The sequence below is a fragment of the Bacillus sp. USDA818B3_A genome (genome assembly GCF_009928415.1).
GTDB lineage: Bacteria > Bacillota > Bacilli > Bacillales > Cytobacillaceae > Neobacillus.
In genome coordinates, this window is the sequence record NZ_JAABNN010000007.1 from 62,339 (window position 1) to 83,628 (window position 21,290).

Below are 21,290 nucleotides of genomic sequence, written 5' to 3' on the forward strand. Positions count from 1 at the left end.
GACTGAATAGTGCTATTTTTTTAAATTTAGTTTTTGAAAAATAGTACATCTTCCACTAAATAGTATTATTTATGGTCCGGTTTAATCTATTTGTCTTGAATGCGCTTTCCTATAATGAGATATATCAGCAGCTTAAGGAGGGGAAAATGTGAAAAGTACAATTGCTTCACAAAAGGTTACGAATCCCGCAGTTCTTTTGAAAGAAAGCAAAACATCCAAAAGAATGAAGCAGTTTAAGAAAAGCGGCCCTTTATATGTTTTGCTATTACCTTCAATCATTTTACTAATTTGTTTTACGTATATTCCCATGTACGGAATCGTAATGGCATTTAAAGATTATTCACCAGCTTTAGGGATATGGGAAAGCCCGTGGGTAGGATTCAAACACTTTATTCAATATTTTAATTCCTACCAATTTGACCTGACGTTAAAAAATACATTGTATATTAGTTTATACAGCATTTTAGTAGGGTTTCCATTACCAATTGCGTTAGCTATACTATGTAATCAAATACGTATAGGTATGTTTAAAAAGGTGTTCCAGGTAACAACTTATTTACCGCATTTCATATCTACGATGGTTATGTGTGGAATGATTTTGATTTTCTTGTCACCAAGCCATGGGTTGATTGTTAATTTGTTAGGGTTAATTGGAATTGAAATGCCCAATGTATTATCAGATCCATCATTATTTGCCAGTGTCTATGTCTGGAGTGATGTATGGCAGCATTTAGGCTGGGACAGTATTATTTTCTTGGCAGCTCTATCTGCCATTGATCCCACTTACTATGAAGCTGCTACTATGGATGGAGCAAGCAAAATGCAAAAAATTCTTCATATTGATTTACCTTTGCTTTTGCCTACCGCAATGATCTTATTGATATTACGTGCAGGGAGTTTATTGGGAGTAGGGTTTGAAAAAGTCTTTTTACTACAAAATCAATTAAACTTGCCTGGAAGTGAAATCATATCCACGTATGTTTATAAGGTAGGGATACAGAATTTCCAATACAGTTTATCGACAGCCATTGGGTTATTCAACACAGTAGTCAATATCATTGTCTTACTTTTAGTGAATTATATGTCAAAGAAACTTACCAAAACAAGCTTACTATAGAAAGGAGGTAAGGGCATGGAGCTATCAATTAAAAATAAGTTTATTCAAAAGACTAGAGCTCAAAAGAGTTGGAAAGATCGAGTATTTGATGTTGCAGTATATGGGATAGCAATCCTAATGATATTGAGTATTGTCTACCCGCTTTGGTTTATTATCATTGCTTCATTTAGTAATCCTGCTGATGTGGCAAACGGAAATGTTTGGTTTTGGCCCAAAGAGTGGAAGTTGGACGGGTATATAGAATTACTTAAACAAGATATCATCTGGAGAGGATATCTAAATACAATCATCTACACCGCTGTCGGTACGTTAATTGCATTAGTGGTAAATATTCCGGCAGGCTATGCCTTATCAAGAAAAGATTTATTCGGAAGAAAATGGATATCTATATTTATTATTATTCCGATGTTCATTAGTGGAGGTTTAGTACCCACATATTTAGTCGTTAAAGCATTTGGTTTATTGGATACCTTTTGGGTAATGGTGTTACCGTTTGCTGTGTCATCATTCAATATTATTATTGCTAGAACGTTCTTTAAAGAGAGTATACCTGAGACCCTTTGGGAGGCCGCACAGATTGATGGGTGTGGGACGATTCGATACTTTCTAACTATGGTGCTGCCTTTGTCTAAAGCGATACTTGCTGTTATTGGTCTTTGGACGGCAGTTGGGATATGGAATTCTTGGTTTAATGCATTAATTTATCTTAACAATGAAAATTTGCAACCGCTTCAACTGATACTTCGAAGAATTTTGATATCCAATCAGTCACTGCTTGGTACTACTACAGGAGAACTAGCTTCGGAATTAAGGAGATTATCAGAAATGATGAAATACGCAGCAATTGTCGTTTCCACTGTTCCCATTATGTGTTTATATCCATTTTTACAAAAGTATTTCAATCAAGGTGTTATGGTTGGTTCAGTTAAAGAATAGTATATTGGGGGAAATAATGATGCTTAAGAGAAATTTGGGGATCGTAATGAATTTAACGTTAGCAGCTAGTTTAATTGTTGGCTGCAGTAACACTTCATCCAGTTCAAAATCAAGTTCGAAATCTAATGAAGATGGATCGTATAAAATTGCGACAGTTCGTTGGGCCGATTGGGGAGAAGACTTTTTAAAAGGGTTTGTTGAGGAATCAGAAAAAAAGGCCGGGATATCAGTGGATTGGGACACATATTTGAATTCTGATTGGGGAGACAAAAAATCGGTATTATTGGCTGGAGGAGATTTACCTGATGCATTTTGGGGTTCTATTACACTGACAGATTCAGATATAACCAATAACAAAAGTATGTTTATTCCCTTAGAGGATTTGATTGAAAAAAACATGCCAAATTTAACTGCGGCATTTAAAGAAGATCCTACATTACGTGCTATGGCAACATCTCCTGATGGACACATTTACAGTTTACCCAAGAAACTTCCATTAAGACCAATTGCAGGAAATTCCTTGTTTATCAATAAAAAATGGTTGGATAATTTGGGCTTGAAAATGCCTGAAACGTATGAAGAATTTTATAACGTTTTAAAAGCTTTCAAAGAAAAAGATGCAAATGGGAATGGAGATCCTAATGATGAAATCGGATATCAGGGTGATGTTTTAGGTTTTATTTTACCATTTGGATTGCCTAAAGGAAGTTATTCAACATCCATGACAGTGAAAGATGGAGAGCCAATCTTCATGCCAACTGAAGACGCATATAAAGAAGGAATTGAATGGATGCATAAAGCGTATAAGGACGGGCTAATTGATAAAGAGTTATTTACACAGGATACATCAATGGCTGAAGCAAAACGAAAAGATGAAAAAGGCTCCTTGGTAGGAGTATCTTCTGGCTGGACTCCGGACGCCACTTTTGGACCAAATGCAAGTGATTATGTGCAATTACCTGCACTTAAAGGTCCAGATGGAGAAAGATATGTTATGACAGATGCACCAATTTATTCAAGAGATGAGTTCATGATCACTACAAAAGCAAAGGACCCTGCTAAATTATTGAAATGGGCAGATCAATTCTACACTGAAGATGCAAGTATTCAAACTTTCTACGGTTCTTTCGGCATTGGGGTTGAAAAGAAAAATGACGGAACATACAAAGTGTTAGATGCTCCTGAAGGTCAATCAGCGGATATATTTGCATGGACAAACTCATTCCGTGATTTTGGTCCTAAATTTATCGGTGAAGGATTTAATGAAAAGGTTAGCCTTCCATCTAATGGCGGCGATGGGTTGAAGCTTCAATTGGATAAACAAATTAATCAGTATGTCAGGGAACAATTCCCAAATGTTTCTTATACAGAAGAAGAGATGAACCGTTTAAGTGCATTAAATACAGACCTTACTTCTTATGTAAACTCTATGCAATCCAAATGGGTTGTTGAGGGTGGAGCTACAAAAGAATGGGATTCCTATATTTCTCAATTAAAACAAATGGGTTTGGATGATTATTTGAAAATCCAGAAAAAAGCTTTTGATAGATACCAAAAAAATCTCAAAAATGCTAAATAAATCTCAAATATCCTTTTAAAATCTTGATTGAAGTGACAGTTGGCTTACATAGTATGTAAGCTGACTGTGTTTTTATATATTATATTTTCTTCATGCATAATGGAAAAATAGCAAAATAGTATATGTTTTCATTAGATGGTCTATGTTTTATTTTCTTTATTCAATATAAGATAAATTTATAATTTTAAGCGCTTACTAAATAGGGATATGTATGAGGTTGGGAGGAATAGATTATGACAAAATTACGTGTAGCCATCATCGGATGCGGTGGAATTGCGAAGGGAAAGCACATGCCAAGTCTTTCAAAACTTTCACAAATCGAAATGGTGGCTTTTTGTGATATTGAAGAAGAGCGTGCTGTGGAAGCTGCTTCAAAATATGGCACAGAAGATGCCGCAATTTATGTGGATTATCAAGAACTATTAAAGGACAAGACCATCGATGTCGTCCATGTATGTACGCCTAATGATTCTCATGCCGATATCACTGTTGCGGCATTGGAAGCGGAAAAACATGTCATGTGTGAAAAGCCGATGGCCAAAACAGCAGCAGATGCCAGAAGAATGGTTGAGGTAGCCAAGCGGACTGGGAAGAAATTAACGATTGGTTACCAAAATCGCTTCCGGACGGACAGTCAGTATCTGCAAAAGGTATGCGAACGAGGAGATCTAGGAGAGATCTATTATGCGAAAGCTCATGCGATTCGCCGCCGAGCGGTTCCAACTTGGGGTGTATTCCTAGATGAAGAGAAGCAAGGCGGAGGTCCGTTAATTGATATTGGAACACATGCGCTGGATTTAACCCTTTGGATGATGAACAATTACAAGCCAAAAGCGGTGTTAGGAAGTACATTCCATAAGCTGGGGCAAAAGAAGAATGCGGCCAATGCTTGGGGATCATGGGATCCAGACAAATTTAAGGTCGAAGATTCAGCTTTCGGTTATATCACGATGGAAAATGGTGCAACCATTATGCTTGAATCCAGCTGGGCGATTAATATGCTGCAGACAGGAGAAGCCAAATGTACGCTGTGCGGGACAGAAGGCGGAGCGGATATGTGGGATGGTCTTCGCATCAATGGTGAAGATTTCAGTAAGTTATACACAAATCACATCAATTTGGATGCCAAAGGTGTTGATTTTTATGACGGAGAAACGGAAGATGCAGCCGAATTAGAGGCAAGATTGTGGATTGAAAGCATCTTAAATGATACAGAGCCGGTCGTGAAACCAGAGGAAGCCTTAGTGGTTACAGAAATTCTGGAGGCCATTTATAAATCAGCGCAAACAGGTGAAGCGATTTATTTTAATAAGTAATAAAGGAGAGAATAATTATGGCAAGCCGAAACTATCAATTAGTGATTGTTGGTTATGGAGGAATGGGAAGTTACCATGCCAAGCTAATAAAAGACAGCAAAAACATAGATGTAGCAGGAACCTATGATCTTTTAGAAGAAAGAAAAACAGCATCCCTTGCTGATGGATACGCAGTGTATGAAAGCTTAGAAGCTGTCTTATTAGATGAAGCGGTTGATATTGTTCTGATTGCTACTCCGAATGATGTTCATAAAGAATTAGCAATTGCTGCCTTAAATGCAAAAAAGCATGTGATTTGCGAAAAGCCAGTGACCATTTATAGTCAAGAGCTGCTTGAGATTATGGAAGCAGCGAAAATCAATGACCGTGCCTTTATTGTGCATCAAAACCGCAGGTGGGATGAAGACTTCCTAACGATGAAAAAGGTTTACGATGACCAGATTATCGGAGAAGTCTTTCATATCGAATCAAGAGTTCAAGGAGCAAATGGAATCCCTGGGGATTGGCGCCACCTGAAAGAGTATGGCGGGGGAATGCTGCTTGACTGGGGCGTTCATTTATTAGATCAGTTATTATTTATGGTTGATAGCAAGATTACGAGTGTCTATGCTAACCTAAGCTATATTTTAGGAGACGATGTTGACGATGGATTTCAGGTATTTATCACCTTTGAAAACGGGATTACCTCGTTAATCGAAGTTGGAACCACAAACTTTGTTCAATTACCGCGCTGGTATGTAAAAGGGACAAAAGGCACTGCCGTTGTTCATGATTGGGAACTAAACGGTAAAATCGTAACACAGAATTTTGGCGAAGTAGAAGCACCTAAGCCAATTAAAGCAGGTCAGGGATTAACGAAAACGATGGCTCCACCATCTGAAAAAGCCATTAGCACTTCAAGTTTGCCTGCAGCAGTAAAATTAGAGGAAAGCTTTTATGAAAATGTCATTTCGGTAGTGGAGGGCAAGGCAGAACCAATTGTTAAGAATGGGGAAGTGTTGCGAGTTCTGCGCTTAATGGAAACGATTTTTAAGTCAGCTGAAATCAATGAGGTTATTAAGGACTTTGATTTGGTTCCATCCAACGTAAATTAAGAAAAAGCTAGAAGAGCAGGGTCGGTTAAATATCACAAACAAAAAAATGACTATTAATATAGCTTGATAGTCATTTTTACTGCATATCAAGCTCTATTGCCGACCGAGATGGATTATTTTGATGTAAGCGGGTCGACAATAAGGTCTATTGCCGACCGAGATGGATTATTTTAATGGATGTGGATCGACAATAAGGTCTATTGCCGACCGAGATGGATTATTTTGATGGAAGTGGGTCGACAATAAGGTCTATTGAAGACCGAGGTGGATTATTTTAATGGAAGCGGGTCGCCAATAAGCTCTATAGACGACCGAGATGGATTATTATAATGGAAGCGGGTCGCCAATAAGCTCCATTGACGACCCAGATGGTTGATATTCATGGAAGCCGGTCGTCAATGCTTTTCTAGCTCTATCTATTAGAGGTTCATCATTCAAGCCGGCGGTACATACCCGGGGCCACACCATACTTCTTTTTGAACACTCTATGGAAATAAGGATAGGTGCCAAACCCGCAGTCTTCAGCGATCTGCTCAAGTGTATGCGTAGTGTACTTCATCCGTTCAAGGGCAGCGGATAAGCGGATCTCCTGCGTGTATTCCATGATGGTTTTCCCTACACTGCTTTTAAAAAGATGAACAGACCTCGAGACACTAAGCCCGGCATGACGAGCCACATCCTCCACTTTAAATACTATTGTTGCATGTTCTTCAATGTACCGCATCATCCGTGTTACTGGATACGGATAATGGTATGAGGGGACCGTTTCACTGACAGCACGTTCGAGCGTTAAACAAAGGGCTCGGACTAAATAGTCGGCAAGTTCCTCATTTTGGCTTGAATCAGGACGCCTTTTTTCAATAATAATCTGACGCCATAAGAGAAGCAGTTTTTCATCCATGTCAATCCGAGAAATGGGAGGTTTAGTGGAACGATTCCACCATTCGTCGAGCCAGGCTCCCTCACAGCCGATGTGATAGTCGCCGCTGATTTGTCCTTCTTTGACTAGTATTTCATAATGATCGCCAGGTTTAATAAGAAGGAGATCACCTTTCTCTTGTTCTAGTTTTGTTCCTTTAACGACTACCTCGCAACTCCCTTCTGTTTGCAGACGGAAAAGATAGGAGGGATAACCGGCTTTATGCTGGGAGTGATATCCTTTTGTATGATAGGAATAGCCGCAAAAAAGTATGTTGGTGTTCATAATTTTTCCTCGTTATAAAAAAGTAGCAGAATAGTAGATGTTTTAATTATATCATCTATGTTTATTATCAGAAATAAAATATAAGATATTACCAAATAAGCTTTTGTCTAAGTGGAGGGGTTAAGATGAGAAACATTCCTGTTGCAGTACAAATGTTTACCTTACGAGAAGAGAGTGCACAAGACTTTGCAGGTACCCTAAAAAGGGTAGCAGAGCTTGGCTTTGATGGTGTTGAGCTTGCTGGATTTCATGGATTATCGGCTATAGAGGTAAAAGCATTATTGGACGAATATGGTCTAAAAACAGCCGCCTGTCATGTGCCGCTTGAACAGTTGGAAACGAATCTGGCTCAAGTAATAGAGGATCAGAAAATATTAGGAAGTAAATATCTTGTCTGTCCCTACTTAATGCCAGACCGACGCAGTGAAAGTGATTACATAGCAATAATATCGTTATTAGAACAAATTGGAGAAAGCTGCCGTCAGGAAGGAATTTCTCTTTGCTACCATAATCACGATTTTGAACTTGAACGCTTATCTGACGGCAAGATGGCACTTGAAGCGATCTTTGATGGAACAAGCCCAGACGTGGTCAAGGCAGAGCTTGATATTTACTGGCTGACTAAAGCAGGTCAGAAACCGGCAGAGTGGATTGAACGATATCAAAATCGGACACCGCTCGTTCATTTGAAAGACATGACAACAGATGAGGAAAAATTCTTTGCAGAACTTGGCACTGGCGGTGTTGACCTTGAAGCTGTACTTGAGATGGGGGATCAAGCCAATATTCAGTGGTGGGTCGTAGAGCAGGATGCAAGCAGGCGTACACCTCTTGAAAGTATTGAAATGAGTATCAATTATTTAAAAACAAAGCTCCCGCATCTAATAGATAAATAAAATAGTTCAATATTTTTCACCCTATTTGTCAATGTAAGCAGTTTCAATTATTCTAGTATTCTTTAAAATAATAGGTGACAACGAAAAGGAGTGACCCAATATGGTAAAGGTAACGGTATGGAATGAAAATCGTCATGAGCAGACAGATCCAGTCGTAAGGGATATCTATCCTAATGGAATCCATGGTGCCATTTCAGAATTCCTTCAATCGGAAGGATTTGATACAAGAACGGCTACTCTTGAAGAACCAGAGCATGGTCTGACAGATGAAGTTCTAAGCAGCACCGATGTCTTAATTTGGTGGGGGCACGTTGCTCATCATGAAGTAAATGATGAAATTGTGCTAAAGGTTAGAGACCGAGTTCTTCAAGGAATGGGGCTAATTGTTCTTCACTCCGGTCATTTTTCAAAAATCTTTAAGACCTTAATGGGAACAAGCTGTGATTTAAAATGGCGCGAAGCCGGTGAAAAGGAACGGCTTTGGGTCGTAAGCCCAAGCCATCCAATTACAGAAGGGCTCCCTGAATATATCGAATTAGAACATGAGGAAATGTATGGGGAACATTTTGATATCCCGCAGCCAGATGAACTGATATTCACCAGCTGGTTTGAGGGCGGCGAAGTTTTCCGCAGCGGCTGTACATACAAGCGCGGAAACGGAAAAGTATTTTATTTCAGACCTGGCCATGAAACCTATCCAACTTATCATAACAAGCAGATTCAGCGTGTCATTACGAACGCAGTGAAATGGGCCGAGCCTGTTAAACGAGAGCGCCCGGTTTACGGGAATTCTAAACCACTTGAAGTACTTAAGGGAGGAAACTAATATGACAAAAATCAGAGTAGGCGTTATCGGCTGCGGAAGTATCGCCAAATATCGTCATTTACCTGAATATCAAGTAAATCCAAATGTAGAACTTACAGCCGTTTGCGATATCAATCAAGAGCGGGCAATCGAAACAGCTGAAAAATATGGAGTTCTTTTCTATACAGATTATAAAGAGCTGCTGAAAAGTGGGAAGGTGGATGCAGTAAGTGTTTGTACACCAAACTATCTCCATGCCCCGATCACTATTGATGCCTTAGAGGCAGGTCTGCATGTCCTTTGCGAGAAACCAATGGCAACCTCTAAAGAAGAAGCCGAAGCAATGATTGCAGCAGCCGAGAAAAACGGAAAGAAATTAATGATTGGCCATAATCAGCGCTTCGTTCCTTCTCACCAAAAGGCCCGCCAGTTAATTGCAAACGGAGAAGTTGGCAAGATTTACAGCTTCCGGACAGCGTTTGGCCATGGCGGTCCAGAAGGCTGGAGCGCAGACGGAAAAGAAAGCTGGTTTTTCGAAAAGGAAAAAGCGTTTGTCGGTGCGATGGGTGACTTAGGTGTCCATAAGACAGATTTAATGCGATATGTATTAGGCGAAGAAATTGTTGAAGTGGGGGCTTTTGTTGAAACGAATGCAAAAGACTTTGCTGATGTGGATGACAATGCCGTTTGTGTATTAAAAACAGAAAGCGGCATCATTGGTACACTGGCTGCCAGCTGGGCTTATACCAGTAAGGAAGATAACTCTACCATTATTTACGGAGAGAAGGCCATCCTTCGTTTAGAAGATGATCCAGTTAATTCACTGGTTGTTCAATACAGCAATGGTGAAGTGGTTAAGTATGAATTAGGAAAAATTCAATCGAATGAGTCCGGAGGGCAAAACAACACCCACGTGATCGAGCATTTCGTTAATGCCATCATTCTAGATCAAGAGCCTGTCGTACCTGGTGAAGAAGGAATGAAATCACTAGATGTCATTCTTGCTGCCCTTAAATCAAACGAAACGAAACAAATTGTTAAAGTAAGATAATTAATTTTTAAATAATAGAGTTGGCAGCATATTAGCGGTCAACTCTGTGCTGTTTAGCAGTTTATAAAAGTGAGGAGATTATGATATGAAACTAGGAGTCTTTACTGTATTATTTGCTGAAAAAACATTCGAGGAAATGTTAGATACTGTTCAAAAGGCGGGATTAAATGCAGTTGAAATCGGAACCGGCTGCTACCCTGGAAACAGTCACTGCGATTTAGATTTATTGTTGGAAGATGAAGCTGCAAGAAGAGAATATGCACAAAAAGTGGAAGAACGCGGATTAACGATCAGTGCATTCAGCTGTCATGGAAATCCGATTTCTCCCGAAAAAGAATTTGCCCAAAACTCACATGAAACTCTTATTAAAACGATTAAATTGGCATCGTTACTGAATGTACCAGTTGTTAACTGCTTTTCAGGTACAGCTGGCGACCATGAAGAGGCAAAGTATCCTAACTGGCCTGTTACCCCTTGGCCAAATGAATATGGCGATGTATTAAAGTGGCAATGGGAAGAAAAGCTGATTCCTTATTGGAAGGAAGTCGGCCAATTTGCAAAAGACAATAATGTAAAAATCGGTCTGGAACTTCATGGCGGCTTTTTAGTTCATACCCCATATACCTTGTTGAAATTACGTGAAGAAACCTGTGATGCAATTGGAGCCAATCTAGATCCAAGTCACTTATGGTGGCAGGGGATTGATCCGGTCGCTGCGATAAAAATCCTAGCAAAAGAAAATGCGATCCACCATTTCCATGCAAAAGACACATACATTGATCAAGAAAATGTGAATATGTATGGATTAACAGACATGCAGCCATACGGAGAAGTACAGACACGGGCATGGACCTTCCGTTCAGTTGGATGTGGACATGGGTTAAAAGAATGGTCTGACATGATGAGCGCCCTTCGCACATATGGATATGATTATGTGGTAAGCATTGAGCATGAAGATCCAATCATGTCGATTGATGAAGGTTTCTCAAGAGCGGTGGCCAATTTAAAATCTGTCTTAATTCAGCAGCCTGTCTCTCAAATGTGGTGGGTATAACAACTAAGAACAACATCTAAGAATCAGAGGTGCCATATGAATAAAAAGTGGTGGAAAGAAAGTATTGCCTATCAGGTGTATCCAAGAAGCTTTATGGATAGCAATGGCGACGGAATAGGGGATCTAAAAGGTGTTACTTCCAAATTGGATTACTTAAAAGACCTCGGAATTGACGTTATTTGGTTATCACCCATGTTTAAATCTCCCAACGATGATAATGGCTATGATATTTCCGATTATCAGGATATTATGACCGAGTTTGGCACAATGGCTGATTTTGATGAGCTTCTTGAGGGCGTTCATCAACGCGGAATGAAATTGATATTGGATTTGGTTATTAACCACACAAGTGACGCTCATCCTTGGTTCATCGAATCGCGCTCCTCAAAAGATAACCCGAAACGGGATTGGTACATTTGGAGCGACGGAAAGGATGGAAAAGAACCAAATAACTGGGAGTCCATTTTCAGCGGCCCTGCTTGGAAATATGACGAGTCGACAGACCAATATTTCATGCATATATTCTCAACCCGCCAGCCTGATTTAAACTGGGAAAACCCAGAGGTGAGGGATGCCCTTTACGATATGGTGAATTGGTGGCTTGATAAGGGAATCGATGGATTCCGTGTTGATGCAATTTCGCATATCAAAAAAGAACCAGGATTCCCTGACATGCCAAACCCTGAGAATCTGGATTATGTGCCTTGCTTTCCAAAAATGATGAACGTGGACGGAATTGATGAATTCCTAACTGATTTCTCGCAAAAAACAATTAAAAACTACGACATTATGACCGTCGGAGAAGCAAATGGTGTCGGGCTGGATGATGCCGATAAATGGGTCGGTGAAGATAACGGCTATTTTAATATGATCTTCCAATTTGAATTTTTAGGTCTCTGGGATAAGGATGCAGATGATCGTGTGGATGTACGTGCATTAAAGAAGAATCTGACAAAATGGCAAAAAGGATTAGAAGGCAGGGGCTGGAACGCTTTATTTATTGAAAACCATGACCAGCCCCGCCGGGTTTCCAGCTGGGGAAATGACCGTGAATTATGGAAAGAAAGTGCCAAAATGCTGGGCGCGCTCTATTTCCTCATGCAGGGAACACCATTTATTTACCAAGGCCAGGAAATTGGGATGACAAATGTCAAGTTCCATTCTATTGATGATTACGATGATGTTGGAATGGTTAACTATTACAGAGTCGAAACGGAAAAAGGACGTTCCCATGATGAGATTATGGAGATTATTTGGAAACAGTGCCGGGACAATGCTCGGACTCCAATGCAGTGGGATGCCTCAAATAAGGGCGGATTCACCGCAGCTAATCGAACATGGTTAGGGGTAAATCCAAATTTCAAAGAAATTAATGTCGAGTCACAAATCAATGATCCCGACTCAATCCTATCTTTTTATAAAAAGTTGATTCGGTTAAGGAAGGATAATCCGTTGTTTGTATACGGAACGTATGACTTACTATTACCGAATCATAAGCGTTTATTCGTTTATACGCGCCGCCTTGCCGGCCGCAGAGTTATTGTGATTAATAATTTCAGTGAGAAATCGACTCGATTCAAAGTTCCAACAAATGTCACATATACTGCTTCTGAACTTGTTTTAAATAACTATGATCAAGCAGATAAGAAATTAAGAAGAGAATTTACCCTAAAGCCTTATGAAACAAGGGTATATTTCTTAAAATAATGAAGAAAAAAAGACGATTCCTAATCGAATCGTCTTTTTGCTGTCTATTATTAGGCCCGTGCTTTTGCTTTTTCCACTTCAGTATTTTTGTTTCCTAGTTTTCTGAAGAAAGGAACCACCCAATGGTCTAAACCAATTCTACCAGCGTTATAGCCGGCAGTTAAGATGATAAAACCTAAGAAAATGTCTCTAGGGTTGTGAGATACTGTCCCAGCTAGGAAGAAAGAGAAGTTCATTACTAGACCAAAGAACATCGCAGTAGTTGTTAAGCAGCCAAGGAGTAAACCTAAACCGATTAATGTTTCACCCCAAGGAACAATTGTATTGAATACATCAACGTTTGGTAAGGCAATGTGCTTTAAGAAATCAACGTACCAGCCAAATACGACTGCCCCGTCTGGCCCTTTTACAGGATTAGCGATTGCTCCATTTAAAAATCCAGAAGCATCAAATCCTCCGCTGGTTAATTTCCCTAAACCTGCAGTAAACCAAGAGTAACCAAGATATAAACGTAAGACCGTTAGAATATAAGAAGCGATTTTATTTTCTCTTAAAAAATTGTTAAACATAATTGACTCCGCCTTTCAAATTTTGTTTTCTCTTTATGGTTCTACTATATTCCTTTTCTACTTAAAAAACATGGCAATAGGGATAAGTTCAAATTTTGTTCGAAATGTTTTTACAGAAATTTGAACAACTCAAACCTTTAGAGATAATGAATGTTTATGTTACGGATCCGAGCCCATTCTGGCAGGTAATAAAAAAAGTGACAGCCAGTTTAACTGACTGCCACTTTTTATATAGATATCTCTGCCTTTGCTGATTGCCGGCGCTCCCATGGTTTAATCAGCCAGCGCTTTAAAGCAAAACAGCCGCGCAGCCATTCGTCTGCACCTTGGGCAAGCCAAACTCCTAATAGTCCTAAGCCATAATGGACTCCAAGAAGGTAGCTTAGTGAAACGGCAATGCCCCACATCGACAGGATACCAATGATCACTGGAAAACGAACATCTCCAGCCGATTTAAGAGAACCCATTAATACGATATTCATGGCCCTGCCTGGCTCCACAAAGACAATGGCCCATAAGACAGGCAGCCCCACTGCAATAATTTCCGGATTTTTTGTAAAGGCTTCTAGAATTGGTGATCCAATCAATGCAATCACAAGGGATGTTAAGGCAGAAGCAGCCATGGCTATTTTTAACGTTTGGATCCCGCGCTTTAACGCTCTGTCATACTGCCTGCCGCCGATATAGCGGGCGACTAGCAACTGTGTTCCTTGGGCAATTGCAACCGTAAATAGAAAACAGATATAGTTTATATTTAAAACATACACACGTGCTGCAAGGGATTCTGTACCCATCGAGACAACAAAGCTGGTAATGATCAACTGGGAGAATTGATAGGACAGATTTTCACCTGCAGAAGGAATCCCAATTCCCATCAGTCCCTTAATATCCTCTTTTTTAGCACTAATAATATCCTTTATTGATAGATTTAAAGCCAAACGGTTATAGACCAGGTAAATTAAGGCGATAACTGCAAAGGCCCGTGCAATGACAATTGCCCAAGCTACCCCTGTAACACCTGTAATCGGTAAACCAAATATCCCCATGATCGCAATAATATTTCCAAAAATACTGATAAAGTCGGTCATCATTGTAACAAGCATGGATTCCTTTGTATACCCATGGCTCCGCAAAACAGCGCTCAGCGCAAGGGAGATGGATTCAAAGAAGAGGGAAATTCCGCAAATCCGGAGAAAGGTTAATCCGTATTCAAAGACCTTTCCATAAATATCAAATAGTTGCAGAAGCTGTCCGCCGAAGAAGAAGACAATGGCTGACACGAATATGCCGCACCACACATTTAACCCAAAGACTGTCCGCGATAACTGTCTAGCTTGTTTCAAACGGCCGGCACCGAGATTTTGACTGATTAAAACGGTTCCTCCAATTGCAGTCACGTTAAACACCAAAATAAATATATTCAGTAACTGATTAGCAACTCCTACACCGGCAGCCGCTGAATCTGAGTAATGCCCCAACATGAAAGTGGCAATGATCCCGATTCCCATATGAAGCAAGAGCTCAATAAAAAGCGGCCATGAGATACTGAACAGTGATTGTTCTTGATATTGATAAGATTTTTCTTCCAAACTTTTAAACTCCTTTTTTCATACTTATTAAAACATAACTTTCATTGTACACCTGAAGGTAAGAAAAAAATAGTAGGAAACTATAGGCGTATCTTTAGGATATTCAGCTTAGGCTTGTCTAAGTCGCTGAGAAAAAATAGCTGACTCTACTAATGTGTCAGCTGGTTTTGAAAATCTTATTGGAGAGTGATGGTTAATGACCCCACTTCATTGCAATGGTTAATGTGCAGCAGTCTATGGCTTGTAACTGGGGAGGATGGGTGGCAAGGGTGAAGATGACACCGCTGGGGGTAAACTTGGTGACAACCGGGACACTTAAGCCAATCGAATGAATTAATTGGTTTACTTCTGTCTGCTTTCCTTGCTGCGCAGCACTCATCACTCTGCGGGCAAATTGGGCATCCCCGAGGCGATCTAATAATCTGCTCCCTTGACTCATTAATTGCCGAAAGGTCTTAACGGACTTTTCAAAAATATTTATATCGACAGGCGGATAGGCGCGGATAGCTGGGGTGGTGATCGTATGGGTTAGATAATACGGATAGGGAGGAATAAATGGTTGTTGAAAAGGGTTGTAGTACATACTTTCTCTCCTTCCATAATCAAAAAACACAAGGCATTATACGGTATGAATAAAGAAGGGCTTTGGTGATTTATCTAGGACTTCACTATTTTTTCGATTAACGAAGTTTTCTTATTCCCTGCAAAGAAATTGTGGTATGCTTTTTAAGGAAGGAGAGTTTTACATGCTGCAAAGTTTAAATAAACGACTTGTTAAGATTATGCCGCTTATCACTCCAGTTAGTGTCATATTAGGCGTTTTGTTAAGCACTTATGTAAAGGATTTTTCTTATTTAATTCCATGGTTCTTTGCCTTTATGACATTTGAAGGCAGTTTAAGTTCAAATTTCCGTTCATTAAAGGATGTCATCACACATCCGTTTCCTATATTCCTGGCGATGCTGATTTTACACGTTCTTATGCCGCTGTGGGCTTGGGGGATTGGACATGCTGCTTTTTCGAATGATCCCTTCACCATCACTGGACTTGTGTTGGGTATGCTCATTCCTACCGGTGTGACGAGCTTCATTTGGGTATCAATTTATAAAGGGAATATCCCATTAGTATTATCGATTATATTAATAGACACTCTTTTGTCCCCGTTCATTGTTCCCTTGACACTTTCATTGTTTATTGGTCAAAAAGTCCAGATGGATATATGGGGGATCATGCATGGTCTGTTAGGGATGGTTGTTATCCCTTCATTGATTGGAATGACCTTAAACCAGCTCACAAAGGGGAAAGTGAAACAGCAATGGGGGCCAAACCTTGCTCCTTTTTCAAAAATTTGTTTAGGGATTGTTGTGATGTTGAATGGGGCGGTTGTCGCGCCGTATTTGAAGAATTTTAACCTTAAACTTGTTAGTATTATCCTCATTGTCTTTTTTATTTCGTTAACCGGTTATTTGTTTTCCTTCTTCATTGGCCGATTGATGAAACGGGAGCAAGGCACCGTCATCACGCTGACATTTACAGGCGGGATGAGAAATATCAGTGCCGGTGCTGTTTTAGCCGTTTCCTTTTTTCCAGCAGCAGTGGCTGTCCCTGTTGTCGTTGCCATGTTATTCCAGCAGGTACTTGCTTCGTTAAATGGACATTTTGTTGAGCGCTATTACAGTAAAAATGAAGTCGATCATCAGAAATCAATTGCCTTATAGAGAAAAAAGCCAGTTTGAAATAACAAACTGGTTTTTTCTATTTTCCCTATGCATCAATCTTGATATGTTTAAACGTGGAAACCTGAAATAAGCCTTGGTCCGTCAGTTTCAATTCCGGAATGACCGGCAGGGATAAAAATGATAAGGTTAAAAATGGATTAAAGTGGTCATTTGCTCCAAGAATTTTAAGAGCGAGATTTATCTCATTTAGCTTGTTATATACCTCCAGATAAGGACGATCAGACATTAAACCTCCTATGGAAAGCTCCAAGGAGGCAATTACTTCCCCTTGATTAACGACAACCATACCACCCTTTATCTCTTTTATCGCATTTGCCGCAGCCACCATATCATGATTATTAGTGCCTGCAATAATTAAGTTGTGAGAATCATGGGCAATGGTGGTCGCAATCGCCCCGGATTTTAGACCTAAGCCTTTCACAATCCCTAAGCCGATCGAACCTGTCATATGATGACGTTCAATCACTGATAAGATTAGCTGATCAGCTGCAATAGATGGTCGGAATAATCCTAATTCACATGTATCCACCTGTTCCATTTGATGGATGGTTACAAGACTGTTGGGGATAATTTCAATAATATTTGCTTTTGTTTCCTCTAAAAGGATCTGAAAACTATCTTCTTCAAGCTCATGAAAGCGGACAGAGTCTTTAATGGATTCTAAGATACTGGGTTCCTGGTTCCATTGTTCATCCTTCAAAAGCTCCCCCTTCTTGACAACAGCCAGCCCATCTTTAAAAACATCTGTGACCTGAATGGTTTCCATGTTATCAAAGAGAATAAAATCTGCCTTGTAGCCTGGGGCAATGGCCCCTTTAGTTTCTAAACCAAAGCATTCCGCAGTGTTTATCGATGCCATTTGAATGGCTGTAAAAGGGGAAAGCCCAGCGGCGATCGCCAGACGAACATTATGATCAATGCTTCCTTCATGCACTAGGTCATCCAAATGCTTATCATCGGTAACAAATAGGCAGCGGCGTGAGTTGCGGTCGTTAACGACAGGAAGCAGCTGGTGTAAATCTTTAGCAACCGTTCCTTGCCGAATCATCAAGTACATCCCTTTACGAAGCCGCTCTTTTGCTTCTGCCGCCGTTGTACTCTCATGGTCTGTTCGGATGCCGGCACTCATATACACGTTTAAATCGTCAGCTTTGAGACCTGCCGCATGTCCATCAATTCTTTTACCTGCAGATTTGCTATCGATTAATTTATTCAGCATGTCTTTTTCAGCATTTAAAACGGCAGGGAAATTCATGACCTCAGCTAATCCCAGCACTCTTGGATGTTGATAAAAGGGCTTTAAATCTTCAGCTAAAAGAATGGCACCCGCATGTTCAAATGCTGTTGCCGGCACGCACGAGGGGAGCATAAAGTAAAAGTCAAAGGGGAGGTTTTCTGTGGAATCGAGCATATATTGTATGCCGGCCGCCCCTGATACATTGGCAATTTCGTGGGGATCCGCAATCACCGACGTGACCCCATGCAAAAGACTGACCTTGGCGAATTCCTTCGCTGTTACTGTAGATGATTCAATATGAACATGGCCATCAATAAAAGCAGGGCATACATATTGGCCGTTTACATCAATATTGTTTTTTCCTTCATATTCTCCTATTCCGGCAAAATATCCATCTACAATGGCGATGTCACCTTGCATTATTTCGCCGTTAAAGACATCGATAATTTTGCCATTTTTAATGACCGTATCTGCTGGTTCTTTTTTAGATGCAACAGAGATTCTTCTTTCTAATTGATTTCTCTCCATCTTCAACATCCTCTTTAATCAGATTAATATTCAACTTTATTATTGGATTTCTCCCAAGTTCTAAACGGAAGATCGGCATGTTCAGGAAATATTTGCTTCATGGGGATTTTACGATATTCCATTGGCAGCTCGAGTTGATCATAGATAAATTGATCATCAAAACCAATTTTTGCAGCATCTTTTTTGGTACAGGCATAATAAACAGCTTTTGGGCGAGCCCAATAGATGGCACCAATACACATGGGGCAAGGCTCGCAGCTTGTATAGATGTCACAGTCCTCCAGCTGAAAGCTTTTTAGGGTTTGGCAGGCTTCCCGGATGGCCTGTACTTCGGCATGGGCGGTGGGGTCATTTGAGGCAGTGACTTCATTCCGTCCTCTGCCGATAATCTGGCCATTTTTTACCACAATGGCCCCGAATGGACCTCCATGACTGGTCATTACATTTGTTAGTGCTTCCTCAATCGCTTCTTTCATGAATTTCTCTGTTGACATCTTATTCTCTCCAATCTGTTCTATATTAAATGTTTGTTTTTATGGCTGGGTGTGAATTTTTGTAACAATCTTACCTCATGAACTTGAAGTTAATTATTCTATAACTCACTTTTAATTTCTCCTTTATTGTGAGTATTTCTAACAAACTTTTTTATATGGGTTCTTTGTTATATCCCAGCCATCTAAAGAGGTTCTTCCCTTTGATAAGTAAGGATAAATTTCTTTGTTAGATTTTATGACACCAATGTAGAACCTATTTCTCCTTTTGGATATTATTAGTGAAAAGCTGATGATAGAAACTTTAACATGATCCTTCGTGCATATTCTCGACCGAGCCAGCAGGGCCCAAATGTAGAGAGAGAGTATATGGATGTTTTTTTAGGGAGGTCTATCAATAAATACAGGTAAAACATAAAGGGGGGCGCTGCATGGACGGGATACATGAGATTTTGAATGCTATTGATGGGTCTGTTAAGGATGATGTTCTTGCCACCATCATTCGTGTGAGAGGGTCAGCTTATCGAAAAGAGGGAACTTCGATGCTGTTTCGAGGAGATGGAACCCAGATTGGTCTATTAAGTGCCGGGTGCCTTGAGACAGATTTGTCCTGCCAAGCACAAGAAGTGATCAACCAAAGAAGAGCAAAAACCGTCATTTATGATTTAAGGGACGAAGATGATAGTTCATGGGGGCAAGGGGCAGGCTGCAATGGTGTAATCACTGTGCTTTTAGAACCGATTGATGCTTGCCTTCGAGAGCATCTCTGTAAATTAAAGTTTCTTCTTGATAGCGGGAGCCGAGTATTGATGATCAAGAAATTACCAAAGGATTACTCGGTTTCTGAGTATTTATTTTTATCTGATGATCAACAGCTGTTTGGGAAATGGCACGGTAAAGTACCCTCGCAATTAAAAAGATATTTAATGAATCTGCAGCAAATCTCTCCAAAAAGCGGGATTACTAATTCCTTAGAATTATCGGCTGATTTATATATTCATTGTTTTGAGCCAAAGCCGCGTTTATTAGTGCTTGGAGCTGGCAGCGATGCCGTTCCATTGGTTAAAATCGCCTCTAAAGCAGGCTTTTTTGTTCTTGTATCTGATTGGCGGCCGGCATTATGCAGGGAGGAATTTTTCCCGAATGCTGACCAGTTTATCGTGGGCTTTCCAAATGAGGTGATGCCTCTGCTGAATCTTACCAGCTTAGACTCTGTGATCATTCTTACCCATCATTTTCAAAGGGATCGGGAATGGTTACAGCTTTTAAAAGGAAAAACGTTAAGGTATCTAGGTGTGCTTGGATCAAGAGCAAGGACACAGCGGCTGCTTGATGGCAGAGAAGTTCCACCAGAGATCTCGAGCCCAGTTGGATTGCCAATCGGGGCGGAAGGTCCGATGGAGATTGCTGTTAGTATTGCAGCGGAATTAATCCAGCTGCAGCGTCAAAAGAAGCCTGAAAAAGTATTTGTAATGGAAGGGAGCTGACCCGAGTGATGATTAAGCAGGGAACAGAACGGTTGAACTCACCAACGGTGTGGCTTCCAGATAAGCTTGATGCAGCTTGGGAATTAAAACAACAGCTGGGTTCTGAGTCTTGTTATATCGCAGGAGGTACTCTCCTTCAGACACAGTGGCAAAAAAGTGTGGAGTGTCCACGCCATTTAATCAGCTTGGAAAAGATTAAAGAAATGACAGGCTATGAGAAGACTAATGTTAACGGAGAAGCTGGCATCCGTATTGGTGCTTTAACCACCCTGGCTGCATGCAAGGAGGAACCTTCACTTTTTAGTAATATTCCCCTTTTGCAAGAGGCAGTGAAACAAGTCGCGGCACCGGCTGTTCGCAATCGGGCAACGGTAGGCGGCAATCTGATGGGCAAATTTGGTGATTTAATTCCTGCCCTTATGGCGCTGGATGCGTATCTTTCATTTTATGATGGGGACCATCTAAAACTTAAAAGATTATTAGCTTGGTCAGGCGAAATAAACCGATCTATTCTTACCGCCATTTTTATTCCTGAAAATCAGTATCTTGACCAAAAGAGCTTTTTTTATAAAAAGCTAGGATTCAGAGAGGCATTTACCCCCAGTATTGTAACAATCTCCGGCTGTTGTCAGCTAAATTCCCAAAAGGAAGTTTTAATAACTCGACTTGCTGCAGGAGGCAGTACAACACCATACCAACGACTGTCGGGGTGCGAAAAATTACTAGAAGGTTTTACTTTATCCAATCAATTATTAGAAGATCTTTTTCATGCGATAAGAGAAGAATTTACAACCGCGGATGATGCATTTACATCAGCAGATTATAAAAAAACGATCGCTGCCAATATGATTGTTTCAAAGATTGCCGGTCTTGCTGGTTAGAAAAGGAGGG

General features: G+C 40.3%; 19 protein-coding genes. 13 read left to right on the forward strand and 6 right to left on the reverse strand.

Annotation, left to right across the window (positions count from 1 at the left end; all coding sequences use genetic code 11):
* Positions 1 to 148: 148 nt before the first annotated feature.
* The 5 genes from GXK58_RS14260 (at position 149) to GXK58_RS14280 (ending at position 6,042) form a co-directional block, all read left to right on the forward strand.
* On the forward strand, positions 149 to 1,117 hold the full coding sequence (locus GXK58_RS14260) for an ABC transporter permease (RefSeq protein WP_442862478.1): 969 nt from the start codon (positions 149 to 151) through the stop codon (positions 1,115 to 1,117).
* 15 nt (positions 1,118 to 1,132) lie between these two features.
* Complete coding sequence (locus GXK58_RS14265) at positions 1,133 to 2,053, forward strand: carbohydrate ABC transporter permease (protein WP_160723823.1); 921 nt, start codon at positions 1,133 to 1,135, stop codon at positions 2,051 to 2,053.
* Positions 2,054 to 2,069: 16 nt separating this feature from the next.
* A complete protein-coding gene (locus GXK58_RS14270; RefSeq protein ID WP_237389676.1) occupies positions 2,070 to 3,632 on the forward strand; it encodes an extracellular solute-binding protein in 1,563 nt (520 codons plus the stop codon).
* A gap of 233 nt (positions 3,633 to 3,865) precedes the next feature.
* Positions 3,866 to 4,948 carry a Gfo/Idh/MocA family protein gene (locus GXK58_RS14275; protein ID WP_160723824.1) on the forward strand — a complete coding sequence of 361 codons (1,083 nt, stop codon included), beginning with the start codon at positions 3,866 to 3,868 and terminating at the stop codon, positions 4,946 to 4,948.
* Between the two features lie 17 nt (positions 4,949 to 4,965).
* On the forward strand, positions 4,966 to 6,042 hold the full coding sequence (locus GXK58_RS14280) for a Gfo/Idh/MocA family protein (RefSeq protein ID WP_160723825.1): 1,077 nt from the start codon (positions 4,966 to 4,968) through the stop codon (positions 6,040 to 6,042).
* Between the two features lie 430 nt (positions 6,043 to 6,472).
* Here GXK58_RS14280 and GXK58_RS14285 read toward each other — a convergent pair whose 3' ends face one another.
* A complete protein-coding gene (locus tag GXK58_RS14285) occupies positions 6,473 to 7,246 on the reverse strand; it encodes an AraC family transcriptional regulator (protein ID WP_160723826.1) in 774 nt (257 codons plus the stop codon).
* Positions 7,247 to 7,371: 125 nt separating this feature from the next.
* On the opposite strand from GXK58_RS14285, the gene GXK58_RS14290 reads away from it, so the two are divergent.
* The 5 genes from GXK58_RS14290 (at position 7,372) to GXK58_RS14310 (ending at position 12,759) form a co-directional block, all read left to right on the forward strand.
* Positions 7,372 to 8,142 (forward strand): sugar phosphate isomerase/epimerase family protein, encoded by a 771-nt coding sequence (locus GXK58_RS14290; protein WP_160723827.1) that lies wholly within the window; start codon positions 7,372 to 7,374, stop codon positions 8,140 to 8,142.
* Positions 8,143 to 8,242: 100 nt separating this feature from the next.
* Complete coding sequence (locus GXK58_RS14295; protein ID WP_160723828.1) at positions 8,243 to 8,968, forward strand: ThuA domain-containing protein; 726 nt, start codon at positions 8,243 to 8,245, stop codon at positions 8,966 to 8,968.
* 1 nt (position 8,969) lies between these two features.
* On the forward strand, positions 8,970 to 9,998 hold the full coding sequence (locus GXK58_RS14300) for a Gfo/Idh/MocA family protein (RefSeq protein WP_160723829.1): 1,029 nt from the start codon (positions 8,970 to 8,972) through the stop codon (positions 9,996 to 9,998).
* 85 nt (positions 9,999 to 10,083) lie between these two features.
* Positions 10,084 to 11,052, forward strand: coding sequence for a sugar phosphate isomerase/epimerase family protein (locus GXK58_RS14305; protein WP_160723830.1), 969 nt, complete (start codon positions 10,084 to 10,086; stop codon positions 11,050 to 11,052).
* A 36-nt stretch (positions 11,053 to 11,088) separates the two neighbouring features.
* On the forward strand, positions 11,089 to 12,759 hold the full coding sequence (locus tag GXK58_RS14310) for a glycoside hydrolase family 13 protein (RefSeq protein ID WP_160723831.1): 1,671 nt from the start codon (positions 11,089 to 11,091) through the stop codon (positions 12,757 to 12,759).
* Between the two features lie 50 nt (positions 12,760 to 12,809).
* On the opposite strand, the gene GXK58_RS14315 is transcribed toward GXK58_RS14310, so the two are convergent.
* From GXK58_RS14315 to GXK58_RS14325, 3 genes are all read right to left on the reverse strand, one after another.
* The gene (locus GXK58_RS14315; RefSeq protein ID WP_160723832.1) at positions 12,810 to 13,328 is read right to left on the reverse strand and encodes a DoxX family membrane protein; all 519 of its coding nucleotides are present in this window, start codon (positions 13,326 to 13,328) and stop codon (positions 12,810 to 12,812) included.
* 227 nt (positions 13,329 to 13,555) lie between these two features.
* Positions 13,556 to 14,917, reverse strand: a complete 1,362-nt coding sequence (locus tag GXK58_RS14320) for an MATE family efflux transporter (RefSeq protein ID WP_160723833.1) — start codon at positions 14,915 to 14,917, stop codon at positions 13,556 to 13,558.
* A 193-nt stretch (positions 14,918 to 15,110) separates the two neighbouring features.
* On the reverse strand, positions 15,111 to 15,500 hold the full coding sequence (locus GXK58_RS14325; protein WP_160723834.1) for a hypothetical protein: 390 nt from the start codon (positions 15,498 to 15,500) through the stop codon (positions 15,111 to 15,113).
* 163 nt (positions 15,501 to 15,663) lie between these two features.
* Here GXK58_RS14325 and GXK58_RS14330 point away from each other — a divergent pair, with 163 nt between their 5' ends.
* A complete protein-coding gene (locus tag GXK58_RS14330) occupies positions 15,664 to 16,635 on the forward strand; it encodes a bile acid:sodium symporter family protein (RefSeq protein WP_160723835.1) in 972 nt (323 codons plus the stop codon).
* 46 nt (positions 16,636 to 16,681) lie between these two features.
* Here GXK58_RS14330 and ade read toward each other — a convergent pair whose 3' ends face one another.
* Both ade and GXK58_RS14340 read right to left on the reverse strand, forming a co-directional pair.
* Entirely contained in the window at positions 16,682 to 18,421 is a 1,740-nt protein-coding gene (gene ade / locus GXK58_RS14335) for an adenine deaminase (RefSeq protein WP_202171367.1), read from the reverse strand.
* Between the two features lie 23 nt (positions 18,422 to 18,444).
* A complete protein-coding gene (locus GXK58_RS14340; protein ID WP_160723836.1) occupies positions 18,445 to 18,915 on the reverse strand; it encodes a nucleoside deaminase in 471 nt (156 codons plus the stop codon).
* Between the two features lie 428 nt (positions 18,916 to 19,343).
* Here GXK58_RS14340 and GXK58_RS14345 point away from each other — a divergent pair, with 428 nt between their 5' ends.
* Together GXK58_RS14345 and GXK58_RS14350 are read left to right on the forward strand one after the other, a co-directional pair.
* Positions 19,344 to 20,399: an XdhC family protein gene (locus GXK58_RS14345; RefSeq protein WP_160723837.1), complete on the forward strand. Its 1,056-nt coding sequence runs from the start codon at positions 19,344 to 19,346 to the stop codon at positions 20,397 to 20,399.
* Between the two features lie 8 nt (positions 20,400 to 20,407).
* Positions 20,408 to 21,280 carry an FAD binding domain-containing protein gene (locus GXK58_RS14350; RefSeq protein ID WP_237389681.1) on the forward strand — a complete coding sequence of 291 codons (873 nt, stop codon included), beginning with the start codon at positions 20,408 to 20,410 and terminating at the stop codon, positions 21,278 to 21,280.
* The last annotated feature ends 10 nt before the right edge of the window (positions 21,281 to 21,290 follow it).

Excerpts from the sequence above, each read along its gene's own strand:
- GXK58_RS14265 (WP_160723823.1), top strand. The coding sequence starts at position 1,133 with ATGGAGCTATCAATTAAAAATAAGTTTATTCAAAAGACTAGAGCTCAA.
- GXK58_RS14305 (WP_160723830.1), top strand. The coding sequence starts at position 10,084 with ATGAAACTAGGAGTCTTTACTGTATTATTTGCTGAAAAAACATTCGAG.
- GXK58_RS14350 (WP_237389681.1), top strand. The coding sequence starts at position 20,408 with ATGATTAAGCAGGGAACAGAACGGTTGAACTCACCAACGGTGTGGCTT.
- GXK58_RS14290 (WP_160723827.1), top strand. The coding sequence starts at position 7,372 with ATGAGAAACATTCCTGTTGCAGTACAAATGTTTACCTTACGAGAAGAG.
- GXK58_RS14270 (WP_237389676.1), top strand. The coding sequence starts at position 2,070 with ATGATGCTTAAGAGAAATTTGGGGATCGTAATGAATTTAACGTTAGCA.
- GXK58_RS14275 (WP_160723824.1), top strand. The coding sequence starts at position 3,866 with ATGACAAAATTACGTGTAGCCATCATCGGATGCGGTGGAATTGCGAAG.
- GXK58_RS14295 (WP_160723828.1), top strand. The coding sequence starts at position 8,243 with ATGGTAAAGGTAACGGTATGGAATGAAAATCGTCATGAGCAGACAGAT.
- GXK58_RS14300 (WP_160723829.1), top strand. The coding sequence starts at position 8,970 with ATGACAAAAATCAGAGTAGGCGTTATCGGCTGCGGAAGTATCGCCAAA.
- ade (WP_202171367.1), bottom strand. The coding sequence starts at position 18,421 with ATGGAGAGAAATCAATTAGAAAGAAGAATCTCTGTTGCATCTAAAAAA.
- GXK58_RS14310 (WP_160723831.1), top strand. The coding sequence starts at position 11,089 with ATGAATAAAAAGTGGTGGAAAGAAAGTATTGCCTATCAGGTGTATCCA.
- GXK58_RS14315 (WP_160723832.1), bottom strand. The coding sequence starts at position 13,328 with ATGTTTAACAATTTTTTAAGAGAAAATAAAATCGCTTCTTATATTCTA.
- GXK58_RS14285 (WP_160723826.1), bottom strand. The coding sequence starts at position 7,246 with ATGAACACCAACATACTTTTTTGCGGCTATTCCTATCATACAAAAGGA.
- GXK58_RS14325 (WP_160723834.1), bottom strand. The coding sequence starts at position 15,500 with ATGTACTACAACCCTTTTCAACAACCATTTATTCCTCCCTATCCGTAT.
- GXK58_RS14345 (WP_160723837.1), top strand. The coding sequence starts at position 19,344 with ATGGACGGGATACATGAGATTTTGAATGCTATTGATGGGTCTGTTAAG.
- GXK58_RS14330 (WP_160723835.1), top strand. The coding sequence starts at position 15,664 with ATGCTGCAAAGTTTAAATAAACGACTTGTTAAGATTATGCCGCTTATC.
- GXK58_RS14280 (WP_160723825.1), top strand. The coding sequence starts at position 4,966 with ATGGCAAGCCGAAACTATCAATTAGTGATTGTTGGTTATGGAGGAATG.
- GXK58_RS14340 (WP_160723836.1), bottom strand. The coding sequence starts at position 18,915 with ATGTCAACAGAGAAATTCATGAAAGAAGCGATTGAGGAAGCACTAACA.